Genomic DNA, 26,757 nt, shown 5'->3' on the forward strand with positions numbered 1-26,757 from the left:
CGCCCGGCCTGCGCCGCCGCGGCCGGCCCGGGGTGGCGCGCCCTCGCGCCGGACGTCGAGACGGCCGGAGCGCTCGCCACGCCGCTGGCCTGAGCGCGAGCGCCCGGCCGAGCGCGGACGTCGGGACGAACCGGACGTTCCGTCGAACCGGTTGCCGCGCCCGTCGCGCGCACGGGACGATCCGCCGCGGGGGGAGAGCGGAGCCAGCGTGCAGCGACCACGTCCGCGGGTGCGGGCCCGCCTCGCCGCGCTCGTCGACGTCCCGCTCGCGCGCCGCCTGCTGTGGCACGCGCGGCGGATCACCGGGGGAGCGCAGCGCGGCTTCGTCCGGCGTGCCCTGCTCGGGCTGCTCGTCGTGCTGCTGGTAGCGGCGCTGCTCGTCACCCTGGTCGAGAAGCCCAAGGACTCGCCCGCGCACTTCGCGTCCAGCCTGTGGGCCAGCTTCTACTGGGCCGTCACCTCGGTGCTGGGGTCGGGCGACGCCAGCTACGTGACCAACCCGGTCTCGGGCGTCATCAGCTGGCTGATGGTGCTGTTCGGCGTCGCGATCGTCGCGACCCTCACCGGCGCCCTGGTCGGCGTCGTCATCGACATCCTGCTCAAGGAGGGCCAGGGCATGGGCGCAGCGGGGTACCGCGACCACGTGGTCGTGTGCGGGTGGAACGCCACCGCGCGCGAGCTGGTCGCCGAGATGCGCGGCGACGACTACGACGTGCGCGTCGTGCTGGTGCACGACGTCGAGAAGAACCCGGCCGGGCCCGACGTCTACTTCGTCCGCGGCGACGCGACGGACGCCGGCGAGCTGGCCCGGGCGGGCATCGCCGAGGCCCGCGCGGCCGTGGTGTTCCCGGCCGACGGCAGCAACGAGGCCGACATGCGCTCGATCCTCACCGTGATGGCGATCGAGTCGATGGCGCCGCAGGTGCGCACCGTGGTCGAGGTCAACAACCCGGCGCACGTGCCGCACCTCGAGCGCGCGCACGCCGACGAGATCCTGGTCAGCTCGCGGCTGGCCTCGCACCTGCTCGCCCGCTCGGCTCTCTACCCCGGGCTGACCAACGTGGTCGCCGACATCGTCAGCGGCGGCGAGGGCTCCGAGCTGTACCGGGTCGACCTGCCTGCCGAGTACGTCGGGCTGTCGGTCGACGAGCTGTCGCAGCGGCTGCGCGGCGACCACCGCGCGACCCTGCTGGCCGTGACCCGGGGCGGGCGCACCGAGGTCAACCCGCCCGCGGACTTCCGGCTGCTGCCGGGCGACGACGCGGTGGTCGTGGCCGAGTCGCTCGGGACGCTCGCGCCGCTGCGGGTGGAGACCGGCGTCCCCGACCGCGCGGTGTCGCTGGACGACGTCGCGGCCGGCACGGAACCGCAGGTGCGGCTGGCCTGAGCCGTCCGTGCCGCTGAGCCGACCGTGCCGCTGAGCCGACCGTGCGGCCCGGCGTGGTGACGGGAGCACCGGTCGGGCGGTGGTGTTATCGTGATCACGCGTCCTCGCTCCGGCGCGCCCCCCGCGATCCGGAAGCCGACGCAGTCGCCATCTCGGTCCCGGCCCACCAGGGCTCGACCCGGCGAATCCGAACCACGGGCCGACCCGCCCTTCTGGACGGGCCTGCCCTCTCGCACGGATGACGACACCGCACCCCGCGACATCGCCCGGGTGCGCAGACCTCGCGGCCGCAGACCGGCCGCGACGAGGGGAGAAGGATCCTTCGTGACCGACACCACCGAACGCGCTGCTGCCCCGGCGTCCTCGGACGCGGCGAGCGGCGGCGCGTCCCGCCCGGCGAGCGGCGGCCTGAGCGGCAAGCGGCTCCCCGAGCTGCAGGCCCTGGCCGCCGACCTGGGCATCACCGGCACCGGCCGCATGCGCAAGAGCGACCTGATCGCCGCCATCGGCGAGCGCCGGGGCGGCGGCGGCAAGACCGCCAGCACCGCCAGCACCACCCGCCCGGCCCGGGCCGAGAAGCCGGCGGCGGACGACGCCCCCGCGGCGCGCGAGCCGCAGCAGGAGCGCCCGCAGCGCGAGCAGCAGGACCGCCAGCAGGAGCGTCCGCAGCAGGACCGCCAGCAGGACCGGCAGCAGGACCGGCAGCAGGACCGGCAGCAGGACCGGCAGCAGGACCGTCCGCAGCGCGAGCCGCAGGACCGTCCGCAGCGCGACCGCCAGCAGGGCCAGGCCCAGGGCGGCCAGCAGCAGAACCAGCCGAACCGCCAGCAGGGCCAGAACGAGAACCAGGGCCAGAACCAGAACCAGAACCAGAACCAGAACCAGAACCAGAACCAGCAGGGCGACCGGTTCGACGACGAGGACGGCGGCGGTCGCCGTCGCCGCGGCCGCTACCGCGACCGCAAGCGGCGCGGCGGTCGCACCGGCGAGCCCGGCCAGGGCCTGAACGACGAGCCCGAGATCAGCGAGGACGACGTCCTGCTGCCGGTCGCCGGCATCCTCGACGTCCTCGACAGCTACGCCTTCGTGCGCACGTCCGGCTACCTGCCCGGCCCGAACGACGTCTACGTCTCGCTCGGCCAGGTCAAGAAGAACGGCCTGCGCAAGGGCGACGCGGTGACCGGCGCCGTGCGCCAGCCGCGCGAGGGCGAGCAGAGCGGTGGCGGCGGCCGCGGCGCGAAGTTCAACGCGCTGGTGCGGCTCGACACCGTCAACGGCATGAGCCCCGAGGACGCCAAGAAGCGCGTCGAGTTCGGCAAGCTCACGCCGCTGTACCCGCAGGAGCGCCTGCGCCTGGAGACCGACGCGACCACGCTGACCACGCGGATCATCGACCTGGTCTCGCCGATCGGGAAGGGCCAGCGCGGCCTGATCGTCTCGCCGCCCAAGGCCGGCAAGACGCTGATCCTGCAGGCCATCGCCAACGCCGTCGCCACCAACAACCCCGAGGCCCACCTCATGGTCGTGCTCGTCGACGAGCGCCCCGAGGAGGTCACGGACATGCAGCGCACGGTGAAGGGCGAGGTCATCGCCTCGACCTTCGACCGGCCGGCCGAGGACCACACGACGGTGGCCGAGCTGGCCATCGAGCGGGCCAAGCGCCTGGTCGAGATGGGCAACGACGTCGTCGTCCTGCTCGACTCGATCACCCGCCTGGGCCGCGCGTACAACCTGGCCGCGCCCGCCAGCGGCCGGATCCTGTCCGGCGGCGTCGACTCGAGCGCGCTCTACCCGCCGAAGCGGTTCTTCGGCGCGGCGCGCAACATCGAGAACGGCGGCTCGCTGACGATCCTGGCCACCGCGCTCGTCGAGACCGGCTCGAAGATGGACGAGGTGATCTTCGAGGAGTTCAAGGGCACCGGGAACATGGAGCTGCGGCTCGACCGCCGCCTGGCCGACAAGCGGCTCTTCCCGGCGGTCGACGTCAACCCGTCGAGCACCCGGCGCGAGGAGATCCTGCTCGGCCGCGAGGAGCTGCAGGTCTCGTGGAAGCTGCGGCGCGTGCTGTCGGGCCTGGACTCCCAGCAGGCGCTCGAGCTGCTGATCTCCAAGCTGAAGGAGACCCGCAGCAACACCGAGTTCCTCATGCAGGTGCAGAAGACCACGCCGGTCCCCGGCAAGAGCAGCAGCAACGACGAGGACTGAGCCGTACCGCCCGACGGGCCCGGTCACCGCGCGGCGGTCGGGCCCGTCGGCGCGTCCGCTGCCGCGATCGCGCTGCGTCGACGGGCATACTGATCCACACCGGACGAGGGTGGGTCGTCCGTCCGCACGTCCGCGCACCCCTGGAGGCCCTCCGTGACCACGGTGCTCGTCGCCGACGACGACCGTGACATCCGCGACCTCGTGGTGTTCAAGCTCGAGGCCGCCGGGTACACCGTGCTGACCGCCGGGGACGGCGACGGCGCGCTCGCGCAGGTGCTCGAGCACCGTCCCGACCTCGCGGTGCTCGACGTGATGATGCCGGGGCGCAGCGGCACCCAGGTGCTGCAGGAGATCCGGGCCCACGCCGAGGTCGGCGCGACGCGCGTCATCCTGCTCACCGCCAAGGCCCAGGAGGCGGACGTCGAGTCCGGCTTCTCGCTCGGCGCCGACGACTACGTGGTCAAGCCCTTCAGCCCGCGCGAGCTGCTGAGCCGGGTCCAGGCCGTCCTGGCCCGCAGCACGACGTGAGCATCGGCGCCGCCTTCGCCGCGGGCGGCCTGGCGATCGCGCTGCTGGTGCTCGTGCTCGGCCTGGCCATCGTGCTGCGCCGCAGCCTGCGGCTGCGCGCCGACCGCCGCGAGCGCGACCTGGCCGAGCCGTACCGCCCGCTGCTCGTCGCGCTGGTCGTGGACGACGACCCGGACGCCACGCACGTCGAGCAGCTGCTCGCGGTCGACGACCGCAGCTGGCAGGCGCTCGAGCCGATCGTCGTCTCGATGGTGCGCAAGCTGCGCGGCGACGCCCGCGAGTCGCTGGTCGACCTGCTCGACCGCCGCGGCACCATCGCGCGCCACACCCGTCGCCTGCGCGGCCGCGGGGCCGTGCGCCGCGCGCGCTCGGCCGAGCTGCTGGGACTGCTGGGCGAGCACGCGCCGCGGGACGAGCTCGAGCACATGCTGCTGCACGACCGCGACCCCGAGGTGCGGATCGTCGCGGCCCGCGCGCTGGGCGAGATCGGCGACCCGCGCTCGGCCGGCCCGCTGGTCGACTCGGTGAGCGACGCGCACGCCGTGCCGCTGCGCATCGTGGCGCGCAGCCTGGCCCGGCTCGGGCCGGGCGCCGCGCCGGTGCTGGTCGACGCCATGACGGCGCAGGACTCCGAGGCGCGGGCCGTCGCGGCCGAGATCCTCGGCCTCGGCGGTGCGGTGACGGCGGTGGGCGTGCTCGGCAGCCACGCGCTGCACGACCTCGACGAGGACGTGCGGATCCGCTGCGCCCGGGCGCTCGGGCGGATCGGCGTCCCGAGCGCGCTGGCGGTGCTGAACCGCTGCCTCGGCCCGGACGAGCCGCCGGCCCTGCGCGCGGTGGCGGCCCGCGCCATCGGCGAGGTCGGCGGTCCCGAGGCGGTGCGGCTGCTGGAGCCCCTGCTGGTCGACGCCCAGCACCGGGTGGCGAGCAACGCGGCCCGCGCGATGTCGGGCCTCGGCCCCCGGGCCGTCGAGCGCCTCGAGGTGCTGGCGGCCGAGGGCGGCCCGTCCGCCGCGTACGCGGCCGAGGCGCTCGCCATGAACGACCTCAGCGCCCCGCGCCCCTCGACGGTGACGCCGTGAGCGGCTTCCTGGAGACGATGCGGCCCGGCATCGTGCAGCTGCTGGCGATCTTCGACGTCGGCGTCCTGGTCTACTTCCTGGCGATCAACAGCTCCTACCTCCTGCTGCTCGTGCTGGCCTCGCTCGAGTTCGCCCGCCAGCTGCGCCGCGTGCCCTTCGCCGGCTACGACGAGGCGCACGCCAGCCCGCTGACCCTTCCGGTGTCGGTGATCGTGCCCGCGTGGAACGAGGCCGTCGGCATCGTCGAGTCGGTGCGCGGGATGCTCGCGCTGCGCTACCCCGAGTTCGAGGTCGTCGTGGTCGACGACGGCAGCACCGACGACACCTTCGCGGTGCTGGACGCCGCGTTCGACCTGCGGCCGGTGCCGCGCGAGGTGCCGCGCGACGTCACCACGCTGGGCGACCTGGTCGACGTGCACGTCTCGGCGTCGGCCCCGCTCGTGGTGGTGCGCAAGGAGAACGGCGGCCGCTCGGACTCGCTCAACATGGGCGTCAACGTCGCCCGCTACCCGCTGGTCTGCTTCGTCGACGCCGACTCGCTGCTCGACACCGACGCGCTGCTGCTGGTCAGCAAGCCCTTCGCCGACGACCCCGCGCGCGTCGTCGCCACCGGTGGCGTGGTGCGCGCGGTCAACGACTGCGCCGTGCAGGCCGGCCGGGTCGTCGACGTCCGGATGCCGCGCACCTGGCTGCCCCGGATCCAGGCGGTCGAGTACCTGCGGGCCTTCCTCATGGGCCGCACCGGCTGGTCGCGCCTCGGCGCGCTCGCCATCATCTCCGGCGCGTTCGGCATGTTCCGCCGCGACGTCGTGGTCGAGGTGGGGGGGCTCGACGTCACCAACCTGGGCGAGGACTTCGACCTCGTGACGCGCATCCACCGCACGATGCGCCGCGACCACCGCGACTACCGGGTGGTCTTCGTGCCCGAACCGGCGGTCTGGACCGAGGTGCCGCCCACCCGCGCCGTGCTCGGCCGGCAGCGTCGCCGCTGGCACCGGGGCCTGACCCAGACGCTGTGGCGGCACCGCGACATGATCCTCAACCCGCGCTACGGCCGGATCGGGATGATCACCCTGCCGTACTACGTGGTGTTCGAGCTGATCGCGCCGGTGGTCGAGCTCGTCGGCCTGGTCGCGATGCTGGCAGGGCTCGCCGTCGGCGCGGTCAACGTGCCGTTCGCGATCCTGTTCACGGTCGTGGCCTTCGGCTACGCCTTCCTGCTCACCGTCGCCTCGGCCGCGCTCGAGGAGTTCTCGTTCCACCGCTACCGGCGCTGGCGCGACCTGGTGCTGATCGTCGCCTCGGCCGTGGTCGAGAACGTCGGCTACCGGCAGCTGACCGCGATCTGGCGGCTGCGCGGGCTGTGGGACGAGCTGCGCCGCAGCGGCTACGAGTGGGGCACCATGACGCGGGTGGGCTTCGCGACCCAGGAGACGCCGGGGTCGCAGCCGACCCAGCCGACGTCCGACAGCAGGGACCGGACCACGACGTGACCACCACCGAGCGACGCGACGCCTGGAGCATGCGCTCCCGGCTGGTGGTGTCGTTCGTCGCGGTCGGCCTGCTCGTGGTCGCGCCCGCGGTGGCCGGCCTGCTGGTGGCCCGCACGTCGACGTCCGCGCTGCGCGACGTCTCGAGCCGGGCGCTGCCCGTGCAGCGGGCCAACGACGACATGCGGGCCGCGGTGAGCGCGTCGGCGGCCGACCTGCGCGGCTTCCTCATCGCGGGCGACCGCGCGCTGCTCAAGGACTTCGCCGCGCAGTGGGTCGGCTACCAGCCCGCGCTCGACGCGGCCCGCGCCGGCTGCGCGGTCGTCGACGGCACCTGCGCCCTCGTCACCCAGCAGGACGCCGCGCTCGACGCCTGGTACCAGCAGTACGCCGCGCCCGTGGTCGCCGGCGAGCGCACCCGCGAGCAGGCCAGCGCGCAGTACGGCGCCAGCCGCGCGGCCCTGACCGGGTTCCTCGACCTCAACGACCGGACGGCGACGGCGCTGGACGACGGCATCGACGCCGAGCTGCGGTCGGCCGACCACCGCCGCACCGTCGCCCTGGTCCTGCTCGTCATCAGCACGGTCGCGGCCGCCCTCGGCCTGGCGGCGCTGGCCCTGCTCACGGTGCGCCAGGTCGTGCCGCCGCTCACCGCGCTGCGCGACGTCCTGCGCCGGCTCACGGCCGGCGACCTCGACGCCCGGGTCGAGGCGCACGGGCCGGCCGAGCTGCGAGCCGTCGCGGCGAGCGTCAACCGGCTGGCCGAGCAGAGCCTGCGGCTGCGCGACGCCGAGTTCTCGCGCGCGCAGGTCCGCGGCCTGACCCGCGACCTCGACCGCCGCATGCGCCAGCACCTGCACGCCGACGCCGTGGCCGACGAGGTCGTGGCCGGCCTGGGGGCGATGGTGCGCGCCGACCGCGTGCACGTGAGGTTCGTGGAGGCCGGCCGGATGGGGCCGGTGGCCGCGCAGTGGACGACGGCAGGCCTGCCCCAGCTCGACCCCGAGCCGCCGGCGCCCACCGACCCGCTGGAGTCCGCCGGCGCCGTCGCCGCGCGCGGCCACCAGTCGCTGGTCGTCGAGGACGTCAGCGCCTACCTGCAGGGCGGCAGCCGCACCACGAGCGCCATCGCCGTGGCGCGCCGCTTCGCCGGGGCCGGCCCGATGGTCGTGGCGCCGGTGCTGGTGGGCGTCGAGCGGATCGGCGTCCTGGTGTGCGCGCGCAGCGCCGAGCGGGCGCGGTTCGACGCCGCCGAGGCCGGGCTGGTCGAGACCGTCGCGGGAGACCTGGCGCGCGCCGTCCACCACGCCCGGCTGTTCGAGCAGCAGAGCAGCGTGGTCGGCCAGCTGCGCGAGCTCGACCGCACCAAGTCCGACTTCCTGTCGACCATCAGCCACGAGCTGCGCACGCCGCTGACCAGCATCGCGGGCTACGTCGAGATGATGCGCGACGGCGACGCCGGCGAGCTGCAGCCCATGCAGGACAACATGCTCGAGATCGTCGGGCGCAACACCCAGCGGCTGCGCGACCTCATCGAGGACGTGCTGATGATCTCGCGCGTCGAGTCCGGCGCTGTGCGCAGCGAGCGGGTGCCGGTGGCCCTCGCCGGGGTGGTCGACCACGTGGCCACCTCGCTGCGCCCGCTGGCCGAGGCGGCGGGCGTGGGCATCGACGCCTTCCCGGTGCCGCCCGAGGCGGTGCTGCTCGGCGACGCCGGCCAGATGGACCGGATGCTGCTCAACCTGGTCGGCAACGCCGTGAAGTTCACGCCGGCGCGGGGGCGGGTCACGGTCAGCGTCGAGGTCGTCGCCGACGAGCTGCTGGTTCGGGTCTCCGACACCGGCATCGGCATCCCGGCCGACGAGCTGCCCTCGCTGTTCACCCGCTTCTACCGGGCCACGAACGCCACGCAGCGCCAGATCCCCGGCACCGGCCTGGGGCTGGCGATCATCGCGGGCATCGTCGCCGCCCACGAGGGCCGGGTCGAGGTCGACTCGGTCGAGGGCAGCGGGACGACGTTCACGGTGACCCTGCCCCGTTTCGACCCCGACGCCGTGCCGGGCCAGCCGGGCGGCGTCCTGCGGGTCTGAGCCCGGAATGCCGCCTCCGGCCTCCGCGTTGTGAAGGACGCGGCAGTGCATGGCACACTGGTCCGCTGGTTCCGGTTCACGTCCCCGCCCTCCGCGCGGACGACCCGGCGGCCGACACCCCACCGAGGAGCATCGTGAAGCAGAACATCCACCCCGAGTACGTCGAGACGCAGGTCACCTGCACGTGCGGCGCGCAGTTCACCACGCGCAGCACCGCCACGTCGGGCAGCATCCACGCCGACGTCTGCAGCCAGTGCCACCCGTTCTACACGGGCAAGCAGAAGCTCATGGACACCGGCGGCCGCGTCGCCCGGTTCCAGGCCCGCTACGGCAAGAAGGACGCCACGGCCGAGGCCAAGTAGCTCGTCCGCGGTGCCGGTACCCCCTCGGGGTGCCGGCACCGTCGTGTTTGCCCCGCCGCCGCACCCCCGTGCGACCACCAGGAGGTCACCGTGCAGGACGCCGTCGACACCCTCGTCGCCGAGCACGCCGACCTCGAGCGCCGCCTGGCCGACCCCGAGGTCCACGCCGACCAGGCGCTCGCCCGGCGCCTGGCCCGCCGCTACGCCGAGCTCACGCCCGTGGTCGCGGCGCGGGCCGCGTGGCTGACCGCGCGCGACGACGTCCAGGCCGCGCGCGAGCTGGCCGCCGACGACCCCGCGTTCGCCGAGGAGCTCCCCGCCCTGCAGGCGGCCGAGGAGCAGGCCGCCGAGATGCTGCGGCGGCTGCTCGTCCCGCGCGACCCGGACGACGACCGCGACGTGATCCTGGAGATCAAGGCGGGGGAGGGCGGCGAGGAGTCCGCGCTGTTCGCGGGCGACCTGCTGCGGATGTACCTGCGCTTCGCCGAGCGGGCCGGTTGGTCGACCGAGGTGCTCGACGCCACCGAGTCCGACCTCGGCGGCTACAAGGACGTCTCGGTCGCCGTGAAGGCGCGCGGGACCCCCGAGCCCGGTCACGGCGTGTGGTCGCGGCTGAAGTACGAGGGCGGCGTGCACCGCGTGCAGCGCGTGCCGGTCACCGAGTCCCAGGGGCGCATCCACACCTCGGCCGCCGGCGTGCTCGTCATGCCCGAGCCGGACGAGACCGTCGAGCTCGAGATCCCCGCGGGCGACCTGCGGGTCGACGTCTACCGCTCGAGCGGCCCCGGCGGCCAGAGCGTCAACACCACCGACTCCGCCGTGCGCATCACGCACCTGCCCACCGGCGTCGTCGTGCAGTGCCAGAACGAGAAGAGCCAGCTGCAGAACCGCGAGCAGGCGATGCGGATCCTGCGCGCCCGGCTGCACGCGCTGCAGCAGGAGCAGGCCGAGGCCGAGGCCGCCGCGGCGCGCCGCAGCCAGGTGCGCACGGTCGACCGCAGCGAGCGCATCCGCACCTACAACTTCCCCGAGAACCGGATCAGCGACCACCGCACCGGCTTCAAGGCGTACAACCTCGACGCGGTGCTGGACGGCGACCTCGACCCGGTCGTGCAGTCGGCGGTCGACGCCGACGAGGCGGCCCAGCTGGCCGCCATGGGCGAGGGATGAGCGACCTCGCGGCGGCCGTCCGCGCGGCCACCGCGCGGTTGGCCGAGGCCGGCGTGGCCAGCCCGCGCCACGACGCCGAGGCGCTCGCCGCCCACGTGCTGGGGCGACCCCGCTCGCAGGTGGCGCTCGCGGTGCTGCGCGGCGACGCGGTGGCGCTGCCCGAGGCGTACGACGAGCTGGTGGCCGAGCGGGCCCGGCGGGTGCCGCTGCAGCACCTCACCGGCACCGCGCCGTTCCGCGACCTCGAGCTGGCGGTCGGGCCGGGGGTGTTCGTGCCGCGTCCCGAGACCGAGGTGGTCGCCCAGCCCGCGGTCGACGAGGCCGCCCGCCTGGTCGCCGTCGGACGTCGTCCGGTGGTCGTCGACCTGTGCACCGGGTCGGCCGCGATCGCGCTCGCGGTCGCCACCGAGGTGCCGGGCTCGCAGGTGCACGCCGTCGAGCTGAGCGAGCACGCCGTGGCGTGGGCCGCGCGCAACGTCGCGGCGCTCGCGCCGGACGTCGAGCTGCGCACCGGCGACGCGGCGACGTCCTTCCCCGAGCTGGACGCCGCCGTCGACGTCGTGGTGAGCAACCCGCCGTACGTGCCGCCGCACGCCGTGCCGGTCGACCCGGAGGTGCGCGACCACGACCCCGAGGTCGCGCTGTACGGCCTGGGCTCGGACGGGCTGCAGGTGCCGCGCGCGGTCGTCGGCGCCGCGGCGCGGCTGCTGCGCCCGGGCGGCCTGCTCGTGGTCGAGCACGCCGACGTCCAGCAGGTCGCCCTGCTCGGGGTGCTCGCGGGGTCAGGGGCGTGGCGCGAGCCCGCCGGGCACGCCGACCTCACCGGGCGCCCGCGCTACGTCACCGCCCGGCGCGCCTGAGCGCGCTGGCAGGATGGCGGGCGTGAACCGCATCGACGCCCGCACCGACACCGGCCGCGCCACCGGTGCCCGGCTCGCCGCCGACGCCGTGCAGCGCGGCGAGGTCGTGGTGCTGCCCACCGACACCGTCTACGGGGTGGGGGCCGACGCCTTCGACCGCCAGGCCGTGGCCGCGGTGCTCGCGGCCAAGGGACGCGGGCGCGACGTCCCGCCCCCGGTGCTCGTGCCGAGCGTGCGCACCCTGGACGGCCTGGCCACCGGCGTCAGCGACGCGGCGCGCGAGCTGGTGGCGGCCTTCTGGCCCGGTCCGCTGACGATCGTGTGCCAAGCGGTGCCGTCGCTCGACTGGGACCTCGGCGACACGAACGGCACGGTGGCGCTGCGCATGCCGCTGCACCGGGTCGCCCTGGCCCTGCTCGAGCTCACCGGCCCGATGGCCGTGACCAGCGCCAACCGGCACGGCCGCCCGGCCGCGACGACGGTCGACGACGCGGTCGAGCAGCTCGGCGACGCCGTCAGCGTCTACCTGGACGGTGGGCCGAGCCCAGCGGGCACCGCCTCGACGATCGTCGACGTCACCGGCGCCGTGCCGCGCGTCCTGCGGGCCGGGCCGATCCCGCTCGAACGGCTGCGCGAGGTCGCCGGCGAGGTGCACGGCGACCTGGGATGAGCACGCAATAGAGTGACCTGCGGCCGCGACCCCGAGCGAACCGGAGCACCGTCATGAGCGACACCTACTGGGGGCCCGACTTCGACGCCCTCGCCGCCCAGGACCCCGAGATCGCCGCGGTGGTGACCGACGAGCTCGACCGCCTGCGCGGCGGCCTGCAGCTCATCGCCAGCGAGAACTTCACCTCGCCCGCGGTGCTGGCCGCCCTCGGCTCGACGCTGAGCAACAAGTACGCCGAGGGCTACCCGGGCAAGCGGTACTACGGCGGCTGCGAGGTCGTCGACCGCGCCGAGACGCTGGGCATCGAGCGCGCCAAGGAGCTGTTCGGCGCCGACCACGCCAACCTGCAGCCGCACTCGGGCGCGAGCGCGAACATCGCGGCGTACGGCGCGTTCTGCCAGCCGGGCGACACCGTGCTGGCCATGAGCCTGCCGCACGGCGGTCACCTGACCCACGGCACCAAGGTGTCGTTCAGCGGCAAGTGGTTCGACGCCGTCCACTACGGCGTCGACGCCAAGACCGAGGACATCGACTACGACCAGGTGCGCGACCTGGCGCGCGAGCACCGGCCGAAGATGATCATCTGCGGCGGCTCGGCCATCCCGCGGCTGATCGACTTCAAGGCGTTCCGCGAGGTGGCCGACGAGGTCGGCGCGATCCTCATGGTCGACGCCGCGCACTTCATCGGCCTGGTGGCCGGCAAGGCGATCCCCAGCCCCGTGCCCTACGCGGACGTCGTCACCTTCACGACGCACAAGGTGCTGCGCGGCCCGCGCGGCGGCGCGCTGGTCTGCAAGGCCGAGCACGCGGCCAAGCTCGACAAGGCCGTCTTCCCGATGATGCAGGGCGGCCCGCTGATGCACGCGGTCGCGGCGAAGGCCGTGAACCTCAAGGAGTGCATGACGCCCGAGTACCAGGCCTACGCGCGCCAGGTCGTCGCCAACGCCCAGGCACTCACCAAGGCGCTGGGGGAGCAGGGCATGCGGCCGGTCACCGGCGGCACCGACACCCACCTGGCGCTGCTCGACCTGCAGGGCACGGGCGTCACGGGCAAGGACGCCGAGGCGCGCTGCGACGCGGCCGGCATCGTGCTCAACAAGAACGCCATCCCCAACGACCCGCAGCCGCCGAGCATCGCCTCGGGCATCCGGGTCGGCAGCCCGTCGGTCACGACGCAGGGCATGGGCGAGCCCGAGATGGCGCGCATCGCGGAGCTGATCGGCCGGGCCGTCACGCAGACGGACGGCGACCCCGACCACGAGGTGGCCCGCGCGGTCCGCGCGGAGGTCGACGAGCTCGTGACGGCCTTCCCGGCGTACCCGCGGGGCTGAGCGGGGGCTAGGTGCGCGAGTACCTCTTCGTCCTGCTGGTCGCCGCGGCGGTCACCTACGTCCTGACGCCGGTCGTCCGCTCGGTGGCGGTCGCGCGGGGCGCGGTCACCGCCGTCCGCGACCGCGACGTGCACGCCGTGCCGATGCCGCGGCTCGGCGGGCTGGCGATGTTCGCCGGGTTCGCGGTCGCGCTGCTGGTGGCGGCGCACCTGCCCCGGCTGGGGCTGGTGGCGCGCGACTCCACCGACCTGCGGGCGGTGCTGATCGGTGCCGCCCTCGTCGTCGGCCTCGGGGTGGTCGACGACATCTGGGGGCTGGAGGCGTGGACCAAGTTCGCCGGCCAGCTGCTCGCCGCGGGCGTGATGGCCGCGCAGGGGGTGCAGATGCTCTCGCTGCCGGTGTTCGGCGTGACCTACCTGCCGACGACCGTGCTGGTCGCGATCACCATGCTCGTGGTGGTCACCACGATGAACGCGGTGAACTTCGTCGACGGTCTCGACGGGCTGGCCGCGGGCATCACGTGCATCGCGGCGATCGGCTTCTTCAGCTACGCCTACTCGATCTCGCGCGACTACTCCGCCAACGTGTTCTCGGTGTCGGCGCTGGTCGCCGCGGTGCTCATCGGCTGCTGCCTGGGCTTCCTGCCCTTCAACTTCAACCCGGCCAAGATCTTCATGGGCGACACCGGGGCGATGCTGCTCGGGCTGCTGCTGTCGGCCGCCACCATCTCGCTCACCGGCAACATCGACCCGCAGGCCGTGCGGGCGGGCGACCTGCCGCCGGAGCTGCTCTACCTCTTCCCCCTGCTGATGCCGGTGGCGGTGCTGGTCGTGCCGCTGCTCGACCTGGTGCTGGCCATCGTGCGGCGCACGCGCGCGGGGCGGCTGCCGTGGCAGCCCGACGCCCAGCACCTGCACCACCAGATGCTGGCCCTGGGCCACACCCACGCCGGCGCCGTCGTCGTGCTGTACCTGTGGGCCGCGCTGGTGGCCTTCGGCATGGCCGCGCTCGCGCTGCTGCCGCTGCACTGGGCGGTCGTCGTCGTCGCGGCGCTGGCCCTGCTCGCGGTCACCGTGACCGCGGCCGGTCCGCTCGCGCGCCGCAGCCGGGCCCGCGCGGCCCGTCGCGCCTGAGGTCGTCCGGGGACTGCCCGGAGCGCTTGTGATAGCATTCACAAGCACCGCAAGAACGCCCGAAGACCACCCCCGAGCCGCCGAGAGGCAGGCCCCCGTGATGGCCAAGGACGACCGTCCGCCCACCCCGAGCGACCGCGCTGCAGCGGCCTCGGCGGGCAGCGGTGCGCCGCCTGCGGTCCCGTCCGCCGCGGTCTCGTCGGCCGAGGCCCCGTTCACGGCGATGCTGCGCGGCGCCGTCGTCCCGACGCTGCTCGTGGGCGTGCTGGCCGTCGTGCTCGGCGCGGTGCTGGGCGGGAGCAAGGCCGCGTGGTCGGCCGCGCTGGGCGCCGCGCTCGTCGTGGTGTTCTTCTCGCTGAGCCTGCTGGTGATGCGCCGCACCGCCCGCATGGAGCCGACCGCCACGATGGCGGTGGTGCTCGCGACCTACACCGGCAAGATCCTCGCCCTCGGCGTCGCCATGGTCCTGCTGCGCGACGCGAGCTGGCTGGACGGCCAGGCGCTCGCGCTGGCGATCATCGGCTGCACCGTGGTCTGGCTCGCCTTCGAGATGCGGGCCTTCACCCGGCTGCGCATCCTCGTCGCGCCCGAGGCCGACGCCGCGGACGCCGCGGACGGCACGGACGCCGCCGACCAGACCCCGGGCCAGGGCGGTGCGCCGTGAGCCGTTGCTACCGTGGAGGCCCTCATGACGCCCCCCGAGCCATCGCCGTCCGAGTCGTCCGAGCCTCCCGACCCGTCGTCGGGGGAGCGTCCGGGACGCGAGGCCGACCAGGCCTGGCGGTCGTTCGCGTACCTGCTGTCCGGGCCGCTGGTGTACGGCGGACTGGGCTGGTTGGCCGACCGCTGGCTGGGCACGGGCTTCCTGCTGCCGGTCGGGCTGGTGGGCGGAATGGCCCTGTCGCTGTACCTGATCTGGTTCCGGTACGGTACGCACTGACCCCGGCCGCACCACGTCGAGGCGCTGTTGCGCGCCCGTCGTCGGCCGTGGTGGGTCGCAGCACCCGGAGCACTTCGTACACCCCGTCTGCTGAGGAGAACCTGTGAGCATCGTGGCGCTGGCCGCAGAGGGCTCGACCTACGAGACCCCTGGGGTCAAGGACTTCTGGCAGCCGATCTTCGGTGACGGCGCCTTCGCCGTGACGCGCGCCTCGATCGTCATCCTGCTCTCGGTCGCGCTCATCTCGTGGCTGCTGCTGGCCGGCACCAAGCGCCTCGCCGTCGTCCCGAGCCGGAAGCAGGCCGCAACGGAGGCCGCCTACGGCCTGGTGCGCAACGGCCTGGGCCGCGACGTCATCGGCAGCCACGACTTCCTGAAGTTCATGCCGCTGCTGTTCACGCTCTTCACGCTGATCCTGGTCAACAACCTGTTCAGCATCATCCCGGTGGTGCAGTTCCCGACGATGAGCCGCGTGGCCTTCCCGGCCGTGCTCGCGATCGTCGTGTTCGTCGTCTACCACTGGATCGGCATCCGCAAGCACGGCTTCGTCGGCTACTACAAGTCGCTCGTGCCCTCGGGCCTGCCGGGCGGCCTGATCCCGCCGATCTTCTTCCTCGAGCTCGTCACCGACATGTTCACGCGGCCGGTCACCCTGGCGCTTCGATTGTTCGGCAACATGTTCGCGGGCCACCTGCTGCTGGTGCTGTTCATCGGCGGCGGCGAGTACATGCTGCGCCACGGGGCGTTCGGCATCAAGATCGCCGGCGGCGGCTCGTTGCTCATGGGCTTCGTGATGACGGTCTTCGAGATCCTCGTCCAGGTGCTGCAGGCGTACATCTTCACGCTGCTCGCCGCCATCTACATCGCCGGCGCCCTCGCCGACGAGCACTGACGTCCGACCTACCCGGGGCCGACCGGCCCTGCGGAACCGCAGAGAGAATGGAAAGAACATGACCGGCGACATCGCCATCCTCGGCTACGGTCTGTCCGCCATCGGCCCCGGCATCGGTGTCGGCCTGGTGTTCGCGGCCTACATCAACGGCGTCGCGCGCCAGCCCGAGGCCCGCGGCATGCTGCAGCCCATCGCCTTCCTCGGCTTCGCCCTCGCCGAGGCGCTCGCCATCTTCGGTCTCGCCCTCGCGTTCGTCTTCAAGGGCTGACCCGACCGCTGACTGCCTGAGGAGACACCGTGCACCTCGCAACCATCCTCGCCGCCACGAAGGACGAGGGCGGCTGGGCGAACGCCTACCCGATCATCCCTCACCCCGGTGAGCTGGTCTTCGGGATCATCGCCTTCGCCGTCCTGTACCTCGTGGTGGCCAAGAAGGTCGTGCCGCGCCTGGAGGCCATGTACTCCGAGCGCGCCGCCGCCATCGAGGGCCAGATCGAGGAGGCCGACAAGGCCAACGCCGAGGCTGCCGAGCTGCTCGAGCAGTACAAGGCGCAGCTGGCCGAGTCGCGGGCCGAGGCCTCCAAGATCCGCGACGAGGCACGGGCCGAGGGCGCGCAGATCCTCGCCGAGCTCAAGGCGCAGGCGCAGGCCGAGGCCGAGCGGATCACCACGTCCGCGCAGGCCCAGATCGCGGCCGAGCGCCAGCAGGCGGTCATCTCGCTGCGCGCCGAGGTGGGTGGCCTGGCCACCGACCTCGCCTCCCGCGTGGTGGGCGAGTCGCTCGAGGACGAGGCGCGCCAGCGCCGGGTGGTCGAGCGCTTCCTGGCCGACCTCGAGGCCGGCGACGTCGACCGCGTCGCCACGACGACCGGGCAGGAGTCCTGATGCAGGGCGCCAGCCGCGAGAGCCTGGCCGCGGCCCGGGAGCAGCTCGACGCGCTCCTGGCCCGGGCGGGCGCCGACGGCGTCTCGGTCGGCACCGCGCTGCACGCGGTCGTCGACCTGCTCGACGCCAACGTCTCGCTGCGCCGCGCCCTCACCGACCCCTCCCACCAGGGCGAGGCCAAGGCCGCGCTCGTGGGCCGGCTGCTCGACGGCAAGGCGTCGGCCGACGTCGTCGAGCTGCTGGGGCAGATGGTCCGCGGACGCTGGTCCCGGGCCCGCGACCTCGCCGACGCGCTCGAGCAGCTCGCCGGTGCGGCGGTCGTCGCGGGCGCCGAGCAGGCCGACCGCGCCGACCGGGTCGAGGACGAGCTGTTCCGGTTCGAGCGCGTCGTGGACGCCGACCCCCGGCTGGCGCGCGCGCTGGCCGACCGGGCCGCGCCCGCGTCGTCCAAGGCCGCGCTGCTCGACGACCTGCTGCGCGAGAAGGCCGCGCCCGAGACCCGCACGCTGGTGCACCGGGTGGTGCTCAGCGGTCGCGAGCGCAACCTCGACCGCGCGCTGGACGGCCTGGTCGAGCTGGCCGCGGCCCGCCGCGAGCAGCTGGTGGCGCACGTGAAGGTCGCGCTGCCGCTCACGGACGACCACCGCACGCGGCTGGTCGCCGCGCTCGGCCAGCTCTACGGCAAGGCCGTGCACCTGAACGTCGACGTCGACCCGCACGTCCTGGGCGGCATCCGCGTCGAGATCGGCGACGAGGTGCTCGACGGCACCGTCGCCCGCAAGCTCGACGACGTCCGCCGCCGCATGGCGCGCTGAGCGCCCGCACCACCCCCGCACCTCCCAGACCCCGCACCACACAGAACAGAAGGCAGGCACCACGATGACGGAGCTCTCGATCCGCCCGGAGGAGATCCGGGCCGCCCTGGACACCTTCGTGCAGTCCTACGAGCCCGGCGCGACCGCGCGCGAGGAGGTCGGGCGCGTCAGCGAGGCCGGCGACGGCATCGCGCGCGTCGAGGGCCTGCCCTCGGTCATGGCCAACGAGCTGCTGCGCTTCGAGGACGGCACCCTCGGCCTGGCGCTGAACCTCGACGTCCGCGAGATCGGCGTCGTCGTCCTCGGCGAGTTCTCGGGCATCGAGGAGGGCCAGGAGGTCCAGCGCACCGGCGAGATCCTCTCGGTGCCGGTGGGCGACGCGTTCCTCGGCCGGGTCGTCGACCCGCTGGGCGCCCCCATCGACGGCCTCGGCGACATCGAGACCACCGAGACCCGCGCGCTCGAGCTGCAGGCGCCGTCGGTCGTCCAGCGCAAGTCGGTGCACGAGCCCCTGCAGACCGGCATCAAGGCGATCGACGCCATGACGCCGATCGGCCGCGGCCAGCGCCAGCTGATCATCGGCGACCGCCAGACCGGCAAGACCGCGGTGGCGATCGACACGATCATCAACCAGAAGGAGTTCTGGGACAGCGGCGACCCGACCAAGCAGGTCCGGTGCATCTACGTCGCGATCGGCCAGAAGGGCTCGACCATCGCCTCGGTGCGCGGCGCGCTCGAGGAGGCCGGCGCGATGGAGTACACCACCATCGTCGCGGCCCCGGCGTCCGACCCGGCCGGCTTCAAGTACCTCGCGCCGTACACCGGCTCGGCCATCGGCCAGCACTGGATGTACGACGGCAAGCACGTCCTGATCGTGTTCGACGACCTGAGCAAGCAGGCCGAGGCCTACCGCGCCGTGTCGCTGCTGCTGCGCCGCCCGCCGGGCCGCGAGGCCTACCCCGGCGACGTCTTCTACCTGCACTCGCGCCTGCTCGAGCGCTGCGCGAAGCTCTCGGACGAGATGGGCGCCGGCTCGATGACCGGCCTGCCGCTCATCGAGACCAAGGCCAACGACGTGTCGGCCTACATCCCGACCAACGTCATCTCGATCACCGACGGCCAGATCTTCCTGGAGTCCGACCTGTTCAACGCCAACCAGCGCCCGGCGGTCAACGTCGGCGTCTCGGTCTCGCGCGTCGGCGGCTCGGCCCAGATCAAGGCCATGAAGTCGGTGTCCGGCCGCCTGAAGATCGACCTCGCGCAGTACCGCGCGCTCGAGGCGTTCGCGCTGTTCGCGAGCGACCTGGACGCCGCCTCGCGCCAGCAGCTGTCCCGCGGCCAGCGCCTGATGGAGCTGCTCAAGCAGGGCCAGTACTCGCCGTACCCGGTCGAGGAGCAGGTCGTCTCGGTCTGGCTCGGCACCACCGGCCAGCTCGACGACGTCGCCGTCGACGACGTCCGCAAGTTCGAGAGCGAGCTGCTCGACCACCTGCGCCGCTCGAGCGACGTCCTGACGACGATCCGCGAGACGGGCAAGTTCGAGGACGACACGGCCGACAAGCTCAAGTCCGAGACCGACGCGTTCAAGAAGACCTTCCAGACCGACGACCGCCAGCCGGTCGAGGCCGGTCACGAGGAGTCCTCCGCCATGGGCGACGACGAGGTCGAGCAGGAGCAGATCGTCCGCCAGAAGCGCGGCTGAGCATGGGAGCCCAGCAGCGGGTCTACCGCCAGCGGATCAGCTCCACGTCGTCGCTGAAGAAGATCTTCAGCGCGATGGAGCTCATCGCGACCTCGCGCATCGCCAAGGCGCGCGCGGCCGTCGAGGCCTCGTCGCCGTACGCCCGCGCGATCACCCGCGCGGTGTCCGCGGTCGCGACGTACTCGAACACCGAGCACCCGCTCATCACCGAGAAGGACGACGTCAAGCGGGCCGCGGTGCTGCTCATCACGAGCGACCGCGGCATGGCCGGCGCCTACTCCGCCAACGTCCTGAAGGCCGGCGAGCAGCTCGGCGAGCTGCTGCGCGGCCGGGGCGTCGAGCCGGTGCCGTACGTCGTGGGCCGCAAGGGCTCGGCGTACTTCCGGTTCCGTCGTCGCGAGACGGCCCAGGAGTGGACCGGCTTCAGCGAGGCACCGCAGTACTCCGACGCCAAGGAGGTCGGCGACGTCCTGGTCGACGCGTTCCTCAAGGGGTCCGAGGAGGGCGGGGTCGACGAGATCCACGTCGTCTACACGCGGTTCGTCAACATGGTGACGCAGACGCCGGACGTCATCCGGCTGCTGCCGCTCGAGGTCGTCGAGGGCGAGGAGAAGCCCGCCGAGGACGACGTCCTGCCGCTGTACGAGTTCGAGCCCAACGCCGAGGCGGTCTTCGACGCGCTGCTGCCGCGCTACATCGGCAGCCGCATCTTCAACTGCATGCTGCAGGCCTCCGCCAGCGAGCAGGCGGCCCGCCAGCGCGCCATGAAGTCGGCGTCGGACAACGCGTCCGACCTCATCCGTCTGTACACCCGGCTGGCCAACCAGGCCCGCCAGGCCGAGATCACCCAGGAGATCAGCGAGATCGTCGGCGGGGCCGACGCGCTGGCCTCCGCCGGAGCAGAGAACTGAGAGTGAGTGAGATGACTGCCACTGCCACCGAGACCGCCGCCGACGCCGGCACCGCGGGTGTCGGCCGCATCGCCCGGGTGATCGGCCCCGTCGTCGACATCGAGTTCCCCGCGGACGCGATGCCGGAGATCTACAACGCCCTCGAGGTCGACTACGAGCTCTCGGGCGAGTCCCGCACCCTCGTGCTCGAGGTCGCGCAGCACATCGGCGACAACATGGTGCGCGCCATCGCGATGAAGCCCACCGACGGCCTGGTCCGCGGTGCGGCGGTGCGCGACACCGGCGAGGGCATCTCGGTGCCGGTCGGCGACGTCACCAAGGGCCGCGTGTTCAACGCGACCGGGGACGTGCTGAACCTCGAGGAGGGCGAGACCCTCGAGATCACCGAGCGCTGGCCGATCCACCGCAAGGCCCCGGCCTTCGACCAGCTCGAGTCCAAGACCGAGATGTTCCAGACCGGCATCAAGGTCATCGACCTGCTGACCCCGTACGTGCAGGGCGGCAAGATCGGCCTGTTCGGCGGCGCCGGCGTCGGCAAGACCGTCCTGATCCAGGAGATGATCGCCCGCGTCGCCCGCGACCACGGCGGTGTCTCGGTGTTCGCCGGCGTCGGCGAGCGCACCCGCGAGGGCAACGACCTGATCGCCGAGATGGACGAGGCCGGCGTGCTCCCGCAGACCGCGCTCGTCTTCGGCCAGATGGACGAGCCGCCGGGCACCCGCCTGCGCGTCGCCCTCTCGGCGCTGACCATGGCCGAGTACTTCCGCGACGTCCAGAACCAGGACGTGCTGCTGTTCATCGACAACATCTTCCGGTTCACCCAGGCCGGTTCCGAGGTCTCGACCCTGCTCGGCCGCATGCCGTCGGCCGTCGGCTACCAGCCGACGCTGGCCGACGAGATGGGCGTGCTGCAGGAGCGGATCACCTCGACCCGCGGTCACTCGATCACCTCGCTGCAGGCGATCTACGTGCCGGCCGACGACTACACCGACCCGGCTCCCGCCACGACGTTCGCGCACCTCGACGCCACCACCGAGCTCTCGCGCGACATCGCCTCGCTCGGCATCTACCCGGCCGTCGACCCGCTGACGTCGACCTCGCGCATCCTGGACCCGCGCTACATCTCGCAGGCCCACTACGACACGGCGGTGCGCGTGAAGCAGATCCTGCAGCGCAACAAGGAGCTGCAGGACATCATCGCGATCCTCGGCATCGACGAGCTGTCGGAGGAGGACAAGACGCTCGTGCAGCGCGCGCGTCGCATCCAGCGCTTCCTCTCGCAGAACACCTACGTCGCCAAGCAGTTCACCGGCATCGAGGGCTCGACCGTGCCGGTCGACGAGACGGTCGACGCGTTCACCCGCATCTGCGACGGCGAGTACGACCACATCTCCGAGCAGGCGTTCTTCATGTGCGGTGGGCTCGAGGACGTCGAGAAGAACTGGGCGGAGATCCAGAAGAACCTCTGATCGGTTCCGGGTCGGGCGCTGCCGCGCTCTCGGTCCGGACGAGGCCCGGTCCCCTCCGGTTCGCTGTCGCAAGCTCCTTGACGCGAACCTGCGGGGGCCGGGCCTCGTCCTTTCTCCTGGCCTCCCGCTCGGGTGGCTCCCGCCGTCCGCTTGCCGCCCGGGTCTGCTCGGCGTCGGTAGGGTCGGGGCTGTGGAGACGACGCAGGAGTTCTACGCGCGGGTGACGGCGGGGTGGGACGGCCACCAGCGGGCCGCGATGGCCTCGATGACGTCGTGGGGAACGTTCCCGTTCGAGACCGAGGGGCTGCAGGTGCGCCGGCTGGAGGCTGCCGAGCTGCCCGAGGCGTCCCGCGGCGGCGAGGGCGAGCGACCCTGCGGTGCCTGTGCCCAGGGCCGGGACGTCGTCGAGCGCGAGGTGTGGCGCGACGACCGCTGGCGGCTCAAGGCGCTCGAGCCCAGCGGGGCGCCGCTGGTGATGATCCTCGAGCCGTTCGACCACCACGACCTGGTCGACCTGCCGGACGCGCTCGCGGCCGAGCTCGGCGTCCTCGCGGTGCACGTGGCAAGGGCGGTCGAGGGGCTGGACGGCGTCGCCCGCTGCCACGTCATGCGGATCGGGGACGGCGGCGCGCACCTGCACGTGTTCTTCTTCGCCCGCCCGGCGGGCTTCGGCCAGCTGCGCGGCTCGTTCCTGGTCGTCTGGGACGACCTGCTGCCGCCCGCGCCGGCGGACGTCGTCGCCGCCGACGCGGCGCGCGTGGGCGCTGCGCTGCAGGCCTCGTACGGGGGAACCGCCGCCTGACCGGTGCACGAGCACGGCGGCGCACCCGGTAGGCTGGAGGTTCCCCGGACGGAAGGACCACCGTGGCGCTCACCGTCGAGCTCGTCGCCGCAGACCGACAGGTCTGGGCGGGCGAGGCCAGCACCGTCGTCGCCCGCACCACCGACGGCGAGATCGGCATCCTGCCCGGTCACGCGCCCTTGCTGGGGGTGCTCGTCGAGGGCGAGGTCCGCATCGACGGCGAGGGCGAGCGCGTGGTCGCCCAGGTCGACGGCGGGTTCCTCTCGGTCGACCACGACCGGGTGACGATCGTGGCCGAGACGGCTCGTCTCGGCGCCGACAGCGCCAACTGACGGCAGCCGGCTCGTGGGCGACCTCCTCATCCCGCTGGAGGTCGTCGGCGCGCTCCTGGTCCTCGTCGTGGCGGCCCTGGTGGCCGTCGTCCTGCGCCGCCGCTGGCTCGCGCGGGGCATCGGGGCCTTCGACTGCTCGCTGCGCACCGCGTCCGGCGCGCACGGCAAGGGCTGGGCCCTCGGGGTCGCCCGCTACGAGGCCGACCGGATCGAGTGGTTCCGGGTCTTCGGCGTCTCGGTGCGCCCGCGTCAGGTGCTGCAGCGCAGCGACCTGATGGTGCAGGAGCGCCGCATCCCGCACGGTGCCGAGGCCTTCTCGGTGATGAGCGGCTTCGTCGTCGTGCGATGTCGTCGCGGTCGGGGGTTCGTCGAGCTCGCCATGAGCGAGCAGTCGTACACCGGCTTCGCCTCGTGGCTCGAGGCCGCGCCTCCCGGCCAGAACGTCTCGGTGGCCTGACGGCTCAGGCGGGCGGGGCCTCGCGGCCGCCGCCGGGCTGCCACAGCACGTCCCCGCCGCGCCCGTGGTTGGCGTACCGGGCCAGCACGAACAGCAGGTCCGACAGCCGGTTGAGGTACTGCGCCGTCAGCGGGTTCACGCCCCCCGGCGCCTCGGTGCCGTACGCCTCGATCGCGGCCCAGGTCGAGCGCTCGGCCCGGCGGGCGACGGTGCGCGCGACGTGCAGGTGCGCCGACCCGGGCGTGCCACCGGCCAGGACGAACGAGCGCAACGTCTCGAGCTCCTCGCCGAAGGTGTCGCAGGCCTGCTCCAGCTCGGCGACCCAGGCCTCCTGCACCCGCAGCGGTGGGTGCTCGTAGGACTCCGCGAGCGGGGTGCACAGGTCGGCGCCGACGTCGAACAGGTCGTTCTGCACGCGCTGCAGCAGCGGCACCAGGGCCTCCGGGAGCTCGCCGCACGTGACGGCCAGGCCCACCGCGGCGCCGGTCTCGTCGCAGTCGGCGTACGCCTGCAACCGGACGTCGGTCTTCGGCGTGCGGCTGAAGTCGCCCAGCGCCGTCGTCCCGTCGTCGCCGGTGCGGGTGTAGATGCGCGAAAGCACGACCATGCACGGCACACTAGCCTGGCCGCTCGTGGAGAGGTTCCGGGTGGTCGGCGGCGCCCCGCTGGTCGGCGAGGTCGCCGTGGCGGGCGCCAAGAACAGCGCGCTGAAGCTGATGGCGGCGGCGCTGCTGGCCGTCGGGCGCACGACCTTGACCCGGGTGCCCGACATCGTCGACGTCGCGATCATGGCCGAGCTGCTGCGCCGGCTGGGCTGCACGGTCGAGCACGACGTCGCCGGCGGCCGGGTCGAGATCGACGTCCCGGAGCAGCTCGGCCACCGCGCCGACTACGAGCTGGTGCGGGCCATGCGCGCCTCGATCAGCGTGCTGGGGCCGCTCACCGTGCGCTGCGGGATCGCGGACGTCGCGGTGCCCGGCGGCGACGCGATCGGCTCGCGGGGACTGGACCTGCACGCGGACGGCCTGACCCGGCTGGGTGCCAGCGTGCACGTCGACCACGGCTACCTCGTCGCGCAGGCGCCGCACGGGCTGGTGGGCGCGCCCATCTCGCTGGACTTCCCGTCGGTCGGCGCCACCGAGAACGTGCTGATGGCCGCCGTCCTGGCCCGCGGCACGACGGTGGTCGAGAACGCCGCCCGCGAGCCCGAGATCGTCGACCTGTGCCAGCTGCTCGTCGCGATGGGCGCCGAGGTCGAGGGGATCGGCAGCTCGACCCTCGTCGTCACCGGCGTCGACGCGCTGCACCCGGTCGAGCACGAGGTGGTGGGCGACCGCGTCGCCGCGGGCACCTGGGTGTTCGCCGCCGCGCTGACCCGCGGCGACGTCACGGTCACCGGCTTCGACCCGCGCCACCTCGGGTTCGTGCTCGACAAGCTCACCGACGCCGGCGTGGTCGTCGACCGGCGTCCGGACGGCGTGCAGGTGACCTGCCCCCGCCGCCCGCGCGCGTTCGACGTCATGACCCTGCCGTTCCCCGGCTTCCCGACCGACCTGCAGCCGTTCGCGCTCGTGTACGACGCGCTCGCCGACGGCTCGGCCATGGTCACCGAGAACCTGTTCGAGGCGCGGTTCCACACGGCGTCCGAGCTGGCCCGGCTCGGCGCGGACGTGCGGGTCGACGGGCACCACGCGCTCGTGCGCGGCCGCGAGCGGCTGTCGGCCGCCCCCGTGGTGGGCAGCGACATCCGGGCGGCCGCGGCGCTCGTGCTGGCCGGGCTGGCGGCGGACGGCGTCACCACCGTCGAGGGCGTGCGGCACGTCGACCGCGGCTACCCGGGGTTCGACGCCCAGCTGCGCGCGCTGGGGGCGGACGTCGTGCGCGAGCAGGTCGTCGAGATCGGCTTCGCCGGCGGCTAGCGCGTGGTCAGCGAGGGCCGCGCAGCAACGCCTCGGCGGTGCGCAGCTCGTCGCGGAAGACCAGCACGCGCGGGCCGTCGGTCGTCGGCGCGAGGGTGGCCCGCACGCCCTGCCCGACCAGCCGGGCCTTGATCAGCTCGGCCTCGGCGAAGGTCGGGGGAGAGGCCACCGGCACCAGCAGGCCGTACTCGTCGGGAGCGCCCGGCCGTGGCGGCGCCGCCACCAGCGACGAGCCGCGGCGGAAGGTCCAGCGCAGCAGCAGCACGATGACCCCGATGGCGGCGAACGCGACCAGCGGGCCGTAGACGAAGGAGTAGCTGCCCCACTGCGGCACCGGGCCAGTGTCCGCCCGGTGCCGGGCCAGCGCCAGGCCGGTGCCCGGCGGGTGACGCGCTGGCCGTTACAGTCCTCGCCATGTCGCAGGCCACGTCGCAGCAGCAGAAGATCACCGTCGTCGGTGCCGGGCTCATGGGCTCGGGCATCGCCCAGGTCAGCGCGCAGGCCGGCCACCAGGTCGTCCTGCGCGACGTCACCGACGCCGCCCTCGAGCGCGGCCGGGCCGCCATCGCGACCTCGTACGACCGGTTCGTGGCCAAGGGCAGGCTGACCGCCGAGGACGCCGAGGCCGCCCTCGGGCGGATCACCCTCACCACCGACCTGGACGCCGCGCACGACGCCGACCTGGTGGTCGAGGCCGCGTTCGAGTCCGTCGACGTCAAGAACGCGCTCTTCGCCGACCTCGACCGGATCTGCCGCGACGGCGCCGTGCTCGCGACGAACACCTCGGCCATCCCGATCACCCAGATCGCCGCCGCCACCGAGCGGCCGCAGGACGTCGTCGGCACGCACTTCTTCTCCCCGGTGCCGATGATGCAGCTCTGCGAGCTGGTGCGCGGCTTCAAGACCAGCGACGAGACGCTGGCCACCGCCCGCGCGTTCGCCGAGGGCGTCGGCAAGACGTGCATCGTGGTCAACCGCGACGTCGCCGGCTTCGTCACCACGCGCCTCGTGGCCGCGCTCGTCGTGGAGGCCGTGAAGCTGGTCGAGAACGGCGTGGCGACCGCCGAGGACGTCGACGTCGCCTGCAAGCTCGGCTTCGGCCACGCCATGGGCCCGCTCGCGACGGCCGACCTGACCGGCGTCGACATCCTGCGCAACGCGGCGCGCAACATCTACACCGAGACCCAGGACGAGAAGTTCAACCCGCCCGAGACGCTGAACCGCATGGTCACCGCGGGCGACATCGGCCGCAAGTCCGGCCGGGGCTTCTACTCCTACGAGTGACGCACCGCTGACGGCCCGCTGACCCGCTGCGGGCAGGGACG

At 73.5% G+C, this 26,757-nt stretch carries 28 protein-coding genes; 26 read left to right on the forward strand and 2 right to left on the reverse strand.

Annotation, left to right across the window (positions count from 1 at the left end; genetic code table 11):
* The first annotated feature begins 208 nt into the window (after positions 1-208).
* The 24 genes from ACYVJ4_RS04435 (at position 209) to ACYVJ4_RS04550 (ending at position 23,513) form a co-directional block, all read left to right on the forward strand.
* Complete coding sequence (locus tag ACYVJ4_RS04435) at positions 209-1,387, forward strand: potassium channel family protein (protein WP_460458903.1); 1,179 nt, start codon at positions 209-211, stop codon at positions 1,385-1,387.
* A 324-nt stretch (positions 1,388-1,711) separates the two neighbouring features.
* A complete protein-coding gene (gene rho, locus ACYVJ4_RS04440) occupies positions 1,712-3,592 on the forward strand; it encodes a transcription termination factor Rho (RefSeq protein WP_460458904.1) in 1,881 nt (626 codons plus the stop codon).
* Between the two features lie 153 nt (positions 3,593-3,745).
* Entirely contained in the window at positions 3,746-4,120 is a 375-nt protein-coding gene (locus tag ACYVJ4_RS04445) for a response regulator transcription factor (RefSeq protein WP_460458905.1), read from the forward strand.
* Complete coding sequence (locus ACYVJ4_RS04450) at positions 4,117-5,202, forward strand: HEAT repeat domain-containing protein (protein ID WP_460458906.1); 1,086 nt, start codon at positions 4,117-4,119, stop codon at positions 5,200-5,202. The genes ACYVJ4_RS04445 and ACYVJ4_RS04450 overlap by 4 nt, the downstream gene beginning before the upstream one ends.
* Positions 5,199-6,695, forward strand: coding sequence for a glycosyltransferase family 2 protein (locus ACYVJ4_RS04455; protein ID WP_460458907.1), 1,497 nt, complete (start codon positions 5,199-5,201; stop codon positions 6,693-6,695). Before ACYVJ4_RS04450 ends, ACYVJ4_RS04455 begins: the two co-directional genes overlap by 4 nt.
* The gene (locus ACYVJ4_RS04460; protein WP_460458908.1) at positions 6,692-8,782 is read left to right on the forward strand and encodes an ATP-binding protein; all 2,091 of its coding nucleotides are present in this window, start codon (positions 6,692-6,694) and stop codon (positions 8,780-8,782) included. The genes ACYVJ4_RS04455 and ACYVJ4_RS04460 overlap by 4 nt, the downstream gene beginning before the upstream one ends.
* Positions 8,783-8,916: 134 nt before the next feature.
* Entirely contained in the window at positions 8,917-9,144 is a 228-nt protein-coding gene (rpmE, locus tag ACYVJ4_RS04465; protein ID WP_460458909.1) for a 50S ribosomal protein L31, read from the forward strand.
* Positions 9,145-9,234: 90 nt separating this feature from the next.
* Positions 9,235-10,314, forward strand: a complete 1,080-nt coding sequence (gene prfA, locus ACYVJ4_RS04470) for a peptide chain release factor 1 (protein ID WP_460458910.1) — start codon at positions 9,235-9,237, stop codon at positions 10,312-10,314.
* Entirely contained in the window at positions 10,311-11,174 is an 864-nt protein-coding gene (gene prmC / locus ACYVJ4_RS04475) for a peptide chain release factor N(5)-glutamine methyltransferase (protein ID WP_460458911.1), read from the forward strand. The genes prfA and prmC overlap by 4 nt, the downstream gene beginning before the upstream one ends.
* A 22-nt stretch (positions 11,175-11,196) precedes the next feature.
* Positions 11,197-11,844 carry an L-threonylcarbamoyladenylate synthase gene (locus tag ACYVJ4_RS04480; RefSeq protein ID WP_460458912.1) on the forward strand — a complete coding sequence of 216 codons (648 nt, stop codon included), beginning with the start codon at positions 11,197-11,199 and terminating at the stop codon, positions 11,842-11,844.
* Between the two features lie 53 nt (positions 11,845-11,897).
* On the forward strand, positions 11,898-13,175 hold the full coding sequence (locus ACYVJ4_RS04485; RefSeq protein WP_460458913.1) for a serine hydroxymethyltransferase: 1,278 nt from the start codon (positions 11,898-11,900) through the stop codon (positions 13,173-13,175).
* A gap of 11 nt (positions 13,176-13,186) precedes the next feature.
* Positions 13,187-14,308, forward strand: a complete 1,122-nt coding sequence (locus ACYVJ4_RS04490; protein ID WP_460458914.1) for a glycosyltransferase family 4 protein — start codon at positions 13,187-13,189, stop codon at positions 14,306-14,308.
* 100 nt (positions 14,309-14,408) lie between these two features.
* Positions 14,409-14,972: a hypothetical protein gene (locus ACYVJ4_RS04495; RefSeq protein WP_460458915.1), complete on the forward strand. Its 564-nt coding sequence runs from the start codon at positions 14,409-14,411 to the stop codon at positions 14,970-14,972.
* A 24-nt stretch (positions 14,973-14,996) separates the two neighbouring features.
* Entirely contained in the window at positions 14,997-15,248 is a 252-nt protein-coding gene (locus tag ACYVJ4_RS04500) for a hypothetical protein (RefSeq protein WP_460458916.1), read from the forward strand.
* A 103-nt stretch (positions 15,249-15,351) separates the two neighbouring features.
* The gene (gene atpB, locus ACYVJ4_RS04505) at positions 15,352-16,140 is read left to right on the forward strand and encodes a F0F1 ATP synthase subunit A (RefSeq protein ID WP_460458917.1); all 789 of its coding nucleotides are present in this window, start codon (positions 15,352-15,354) and stop codon (positions 16,138-16,140) included.
* 58 nt (positions 16,141-16,198) lie between these two features.
* On the forward strand, positions 16,199-16,408 hold the full coding sequence (atpE, locus tag ACYVJ4_RS04510; RefSeq protein WP_056672920.1) for an ATP synthase F0 subunit C: 210 nt from the start codon (positions 16,199-16,201) through the stop codon (positions 16,406-16,408).
* A 29-nt stretch (positions 16,409-16,437) separates the two neighbouring features.
* On the forward strand, positions 16,438-17,025 hold the full coding sequence (locus ACYVJ4_RS04515; protein ID WP_460458918.1) for a F0F1 ATP synthase subunit B: 588 nt from the start codon (positions 16,438-16,440) through the stop codon (positions 17,023-17,025).
* On the forward strand, positions 17,025-17,840 hold the full coding sequence (locus tag ACYVJ4_RS04520; protein WP_460458919.1) for a F0F1 ATP synthase subunit delta: 816 nt from the start codon (positions 17,025-17,027) through the stop codon (positions 17,838-17,840). The genes ACYVJ4_RS04515 and ACYVJ4_RS04520 overlap by 1 nt, the downstream gene beginning before the upstream one ends.
* A 64-nt stretch (positions 17,841-17,904) precedes the next feature.
* Positions 17,905-19,542: a F0F1 ATP synthase subunit alpha gene (gene atpA / locus ACYVJ4_RS04525; RefSeq protein WP_460458920.1), complete on the forward strand. Its 1,638-nt coding sequence runs from the start codon at positions 17,905-17,907 to the stop codon at positions 19,540-19,542.
* 2 nt (positions 19,543-19,544) lie between these two features.
* Positions 19,545-20,453 (forward strand): F0F1 ATP synthase subunit gamma, encoded by a 909-nt coding sequence (locus tag ACYVJ4_RS04530; protein ID WP_460458921.1) that lies wholly within the window; start codon positions 19,545-19,547, stop codon positions 20,451-20,453.
* Between the two features lie 11 nt (positions 20,454-20,464).
* The gene (atpD, locus tag ACYVJ4_RS04535) at positions 20,465-21,922 is read left to right on the forward strand and encodes a F0F1 ATP synthase subunit beta (protein WP_460458922.1); all 1,458 of its coding nucleotides are present in this window, start codon (positions 20,465-20,467) and stop codon (positions 21,920-21,922) included.
* A gap of 190 nt (positions 21,923-22,112) precedes the next feature.
* Positions 22,113-22,724, forward strand: a complete 612-nt coding sequence (locus ACYVJ4_RS04540; protein ID WP_460458923.1) for a hypothetical protein — start codon at positions 22,113-22,115, stop codon at positions 22,722-22,724.
* Positions 22,725-22,786: 62 nt separating this feature from the next.
* Positions 22,787-23,056: a F0F1 ATP synthase subunit epsilon gene (locus ACYVJ4_RS04545; protein ID WP_460458924.1), complete on the forward strand. Its 270-nt coding sequence runs from the start codon at positions 22,787-22,789 to the stop codon at positions 23,054-23,056.
* A gap of 13 nt (positions 23,057-23,069) precedes the next feature.
* The gene (locus ACYVJ4_RS04550) at positions 23,070-23,513 is read left to right on the forward strand and encodes a DUF2550 domain-containing protein (RefSeq protein ID WP_460458925.1); all 444 of its coding nucleotides are present in this window, start codon (positions 23,070-23,072) and stop codon (positions 23,511-23,513) included.
* A gap of 4 nt (positions 23,514-23,517) precedes the next feature.
* On the opposite strand, the gene ACYVJ4_RS04555 is transcribed toward ACYVJ4_RS04550, so the two are convergent.
* A complete protein-coding gene (locus ACYVJ4_RS04555) occupies positions 23,518-24,120 on the reverse strand; it encodes a cob(I)yrinic acid a,c-diamide adenosyltransferase (protein WP_460458926.1) in 603 nt (200 codons plus the stop codon).
* A 25-nt stretch (positions 24,121-24,145) separates the two neighbouring features.
* On the opposite strand from ACYVJ4_RS04555, the gene murA reads away from it, so the two are divergent.
* Positions 24,146-25,432: a UDP-N-acetylglucosamine 1-carboxyvinyltransferase gene (gene murA, locus ACYVJ4_RS04560; RefSeq protein WP_460458927.1), complete on the forward strand. Its 1,287-nt coding sequence runs from the start codon at positions 24,146-24,148 to the stop codon at positions 25,430-25,432.
* 7 nt (positions 25,433-25,439) lie between these two features.
* Here murA and ACYVJ4_RS04565 read toward each other — a convergent pair whose 3' ends face one another.
* Positions 25,440-25,766, reverse strand: coding sequence for a hypothetical protein (locus tag ACYVJ4_RS04565; protein ID WP_460458928.1), 327 nt, complete (start codon positions 25,764-25,766; stop codon positions 25,440-25,442).
* Positions 25,767-25,846: 80 nt separating this feature from the next.
* Here ACYVJ4_RS04565 and ACYVJ4_RS04570 point away from each other — a divergent pair, with 80 nt between their 5' ends.
* On the forward strand, positions 25,847-26,716 hold the full coding sequence (locus tag ACYVJ4_RS04570; protein ID WP_460458929.1) for a 3-hydroxyacyl-CoA dehydrogenase family protein: 870 nt from the start codon (positions 25,847-25,849) through the stop codon (positions 26,714-26,716).
* The last annotated feature ends 41 nt before the right edge of the window (positions 26,717-26,757 follow it).

The organism is Angustibacter peucedani (assembly GCF_054779595.1).

Coding starts and splice junctions, on each gene's coding strand:
- ACYVJ4_RS04520 (WP_460458919.1), top strand. CDS start 17,025: ATGCAGGGCGCCAGCCGCGAGAGCCTGGCCGCGGCCCGGGAGCAGCTC.
- ACYVJ4_RS04495 (WP_460458915.1), top strand. CDS start 14,409: ATGGCCAAGGACGACCGTCCGCCCACCCCGAGCGACCGCGCTGCAGCG.
- atpE (WP_056672920.1), top strand. CDS start 16,199: ATGACCGGCGACATCGCCATCCTCGGCTACGGTCTGTCCGCCATCGGC.
- ACYVJ4_RS04570 (WP_460458929.1), top strand. CDS start 25,847: ATGTCGCAGGCCACGTCGCAGCAGCAGAAGATCACCGTCGTCGGTGCC.
- ACYVJ4_RS04530 (WP_460458921.1), top strand. CDS start 19,545: ATGGGAGCCCAGCAGCGGGTCTACCGCCAGCGGATCAGCTCCACGTCG.
- ACYVJ4_RS04485 (WP_460458913.1), top strand. CDS start 11,898: ATGAGCGACACCTACTGGGGGCCCGACTTCGACGCCCTCGCCGCCCAG.
- atpA (WP_460458920.1), top strand. CDS start 17,905: ATGACGGAGCTCTCGATCCGCCCGGAGGAGATCCGGGCCGCCCTGGAC.
- atpD (WP_460458922.1), top strand. CDS start 20,465: ATGACTGCCACTGCCACCGAGACCGCCGCCGACGCCGGCACCGCGGGT.
- ACYVJ4_RS04500 (WP_460458916.1), top strand. CDS start 14,997: ATGACGCCCCCCGAGCCATCGCCGTCCGAGTCGTCCGAGCCTCCCGAC.
- prmC (WP_460458911.1), top strand. CDS start 10,311: ATGAGCGACCTCGCGGCGGCCGTCCGCGCGGCCACCGCGCGGTTGGCC.
- ACYVJ4_RS04555 (WP_460458926.1), bottom strand. CDS start 24,120: ATGGTCGTGCTTTCGCGCATCTACACCCGCACCGGCGACGACGGGACG.